The following is a 3,480-nucleotide window of genomic DNA, read 5'->3' as shown; positions in this document are numbered from 1 at the left end:
GTAGTGACAACAATTTTGTGAATTAAACACCAAACCTAGTAAGGGTTTGAAAAACTAAAAATGGCGTAGCCATTTTTAGTTTTTGTATTATCTCATTCGGCATCCAGTTTTTTGATATAGGTTCCTAATTCGTTAAAGGTTCCCGCATAGGTAATAGTCGGTGTGGTGTATCCCTTTAGTTCTACGGAATATTGTCTTAGAGACAATAAAACCGCAGCATAGGGCGTATGGCTGTAGGTAGTAGAGCCGATCGCGACATCCAACCCTAATTGCTTGGTTGATGACTCTAGGCGGAAAGCCGCATTAACTGTATCTCCAAGGGCTGTGTAGTCTGGATGTTCGCTAGTTCCCATCTGTCCGACCATAGCGTAGCCCGTATTTACTCCCGCTCCCACGCGCAGTTGAAAGGGAAATTCAAACTGGCGATTGAGTTCGTTACTCATTTCATAGAGTTCGTAGAGGGCGCGATAAACCTTAAGCATATCTTGGGTTGTGACGGTATCCGACCCTTTAGCCGCTTCATGGATCCAAACAGTCATCACCGCATCACCGATGTACTTATCAACCCAACTGCCATGGCGATCGATGATCTCACCCGCGCGACGGAACCATGTTCCGATCGCTTCCGAGAGAATATGCTCGTCCATTTGTTGAGTAAGTTTCGTGAAGTCACGAATATCGACTACCAAAACTGTAATTAATTGACGCTTGTGCAACATGGCAGTCGCCACAGCATCGGTTGTTTCTTCAGTTTGAGCCGCTCCATTGTCGGGCGCAGTGGTAATTTCAGGACAATAAAATTCTAAATTTGTTTCGCCTAGGGTAATGCGATCGCCACTCCTTAAGCTCACAGGAATAGTTACACGCCGTCCATTTACAAAGGAACCATTGCGACTGCCGAGATCGATGAGAAAATAGTTACTGTCTCCAACAATTTGGAACATAGCGTGGTTGCGTGATGCACATTTGTCAGACAGAGGAATATCATTTTCCGATCCCCTTCCTAATGTCCAAGAATACGCATTCACAAGAGGAATCTGTATCGTACTTTGAGATCCGTGAAGTACGATGTGCGGTTGCTCATCCCAATTTGTGGCAGGCTGACTCACAAGGTTAATAACCCCCAAAATATGAATTTATAGGTATACAAATATTCTGCGTCTCTTTGAGTCTTGGCTTTAGTTAATATAGCGTTTTTTTGATGCTCGCGAATATAGCCAAAAGCCAGAGCAATGATTCTGGGGAGTGATGTGAAATTAACCGATGTATCATAGGTTATTATCACAAATATAATTTTCTGCCCTGCGGCTTCGGTTAAATTTAAACTCGATGCAAACTACTATTTCCCCAAAACAAGAAAATAATCGGCTTAAAACCCTTTGGAAAAAGCCTTGGCTAGTTGTAGTTTTACTCGTTGTTTTGCTAGGTGGTGGCTTTGTCGCTTTTCGTGCCCTGACTGGGCTTAGCCAAAATTCGACAACAGTCAATGATAAAACCGAATTGGTTGAGTCTAAGTCTTTGTCGATCAAAATTAAGTCTAGTGGTTCCGTTGTTCCCATTGAAACTGTAAACCTCAGCCCGAAGCAAGCAGGGCAATTGGTTGAGCTATTGGTTGAGCAAGGGGCAAGGGTCAATCGAGGACAAGTAATTGCCCGAATGGACAGTAGCAATCTAGTTCCTCAGCTTTATCAGGCGCAAGCCAATGCCGCCGCTAGTGAAGCCAATCTAGTCAAATTACGCAATGGTAGTCGTCCTGAGGATATTGCCGCCGCTCAAGCTCGTGCTGAATCGGCAAGGGGGCGTTTGGAGGCAGCAAAATCGCGGCTAGCCTTAACAAACATGAAGACTTCGCGCTTTCGGGGATTGCAAACTGAAGGGGCAATTTCCAGCGATCGCTTTGATGAAGTCTTAACCGACGATCGCAGCGCTCAGGCAGATTTACTCACGGCCCAAGCCAATCTTCTCGAAGCTAATCGGCTTTTAGATTCGTCACGCAACGGCAGTCGTGCGGAAGATATTGCTCAAGCCGAGGCGCAACTCGCCCAAGCGATCGCAGGTATCCGCACCATCGAAGTGCAGATTGAGGATACGGTGATTCGCGCTCCCTTTACGGGCATCATTACTCAAAAATATGCCAATGCAGGAGCCTTTGTCACGCCAACTACAAGCGCATCCTCTACTAACTCATCGACTTCTACTTCGATTGTGGCGATCGCTAATGGCTTAGAAATTATCGCGAAAGTTCCTGAAGTAGATATTTCACAAATTAAGATCGGACAAGAAGTAGAAATTATTGCGGATGCCTTCTCTTCAGAAGTTTTTAAGGGTAAAGTCCGTCTGATCGCTCCTGAGGCGGTTATTGAGCAAAATGTTACCTCTTTTCAAGTCCGTGTCACCCTAGAAACTGGCAAGGATAAATTGCAATCGGGCATGAATGCCGATCTACGCTTTATCGGTCAAAAAATTGATAATGCGCTGGTTGTGCCGACGGTGGCAATCGTTACCCAAGAAGGCAAAACAGGGCTATTGATTGCCGATGAGAAGGGTAAGCCCCAATTCCGTCCCGTTACTATTGGCACGACGGTGGATAACCAGACTCAAATCCTGAGTGGGGCAAAGGTTGGCGATCGCGTATTCGTGAAGCTACCCGAAACCAAACCTAAACCTCAATAAAAAGTAGGGGGCGCTTAGCGCCCCCTACTTTTTAATTTTATGCGGCAACTGCTTGCTTGAGAGGTTGCCAAGTGACTTCGCGATCGCTGCCAGTTTCAATCACGATTTTGACGCGCGGATCGCGATCGGGAATCTGGCTCAGAGTTTCTAATTCTTCCTTAGAGAGATATTTACCCTCGATCAACCACACCACTAAACCTTTGGACTTCGCAGGTAAAGCATTGAGGCGAAACTGAATGGCAGGGGGAATAAAATAGGTGCGAATTTCGGTTTTGCCCAAGTGGGAGGGACGCACACCATGAACATCGGTTAGGTAACTATTCACATCACCTAAACCCCTTGCGGTGATAAAGAGAATTTCATAACCTGCATTCTTTAGACGAAGTTGGTAGCGACCTTCATAACCACCTTCAGGGGGAACACGCATTGCTAAAGCTCCTGCTTTTTCGAGGTCTTTGACAATTTTATCGGTTGCAATCAATGGCATGTTGACATCCTATGCTGAACGCTAAATTATTGAGCTAACAGTATTTTATACCTAGAAAGCAAACGCATACTCACAGCATATTTATCGTATCCATCAAAAACTTGAGACATTAACCAAAACTGTAATACCAATTCCCAAAATGGCGTTGCCATTTTGGGAATCTCAAAACCTTACGGTGCAGTATATAAATAGCTGGGCATAATTAAAACCCAAAAATCTGTAGCGCAAGCGCAGCTTGCGCTACAGATTTTTGGGTTTTAAAATCACAAAATGGCTACGCCATTTTGTGATTTTAAAACCCTTACTGGGTTTGGTTTTCA

The 3,480-nt window shown here is 44.9% G+C and carries 3 protein-coding genes; 1 reads left to right on the top strand and 2 read right to left on the bottom strand.

Translation table 11 applies throughout. The features are described 5' to 3' along the window. Window positions 1-92: 92 nt before the first annotated feature. On the bottom strand, window positions 93-1,109 hold the full coding sequence (locus PSE7429_RS22065; RefSeq protein WP_009629603.1) for an adenylate/guanylate cyclase domain-containing protein: 1,017 nt from the start codon (window positions 1,107-1,109) through the stop codon (window positions 93-95). Window positions 1,110-1,329: 220 nt separating this feature from the next. Between PSE7429_RS22065 and PSE7429_RS22060 the strand changes: the two genes are divergently transcribed. After that, entirely contained in the window at window positions 1,330-2,673 is a 1,344-nt protein-coding gene (locus tag PSE7429_RS22060) for an efflux RND transporter periplasmic adaptor subunit (protein WP_009629602.1), read from the top strand. A gap of 37 nt (window positions 2,674-2,710) precedes the next feature. On the opposite strand, the gene PSE7429_RS22055 is transcribed toward PSE7429_RS22060, so the two are convergent. Beyond that, window positions 2,711-3,160, bottom strand: coding sequence for an NAD(P)H-quinone oxidoreductase subunit N (locus tag PSE7429_RS22055; RefSeq protein WP_009629601.1), 450 nt, complete (start codon window positions 3,158-3,160; stop codon window positions 2,711-2,713). Between the last annotated feature and the right edge of the window lie 320 nt (window positions 3,161-3,480).

The organism is Pseudanabaena biceps PCC 7429 (genome assembly GCF_000332215.1).
Lineage (GTDB): Bacteria > Cyanobacteriota > Cyanobacteriia > Pseudanabaenales > Pseudanabaenaceae > Pseudanabaena > Pseudanabaena biceps.
Note: the sequence above shows the minus strand (reverse complement) of the source record. Positions and strands in the feature narration are given on the sequence as shown.

Bases quoted from the DNA above. Each gene is read 5' to 3' on its own strand.
- PSE7429_RS22060 (WP_009629602.1), top strand. From the start codon at position 1,330: ATGCAAACTACTATTTCCCCAAAACAAGAAAATAATCGGCTTAAAACC.
- PSE7429_RS22055 (WP_009629601.1), bottom strand. From the start codon at position 3,160: ATGCCATTGATTGCAACCGATAAAATTGTCAAAGACCTCGAAAAAGCA.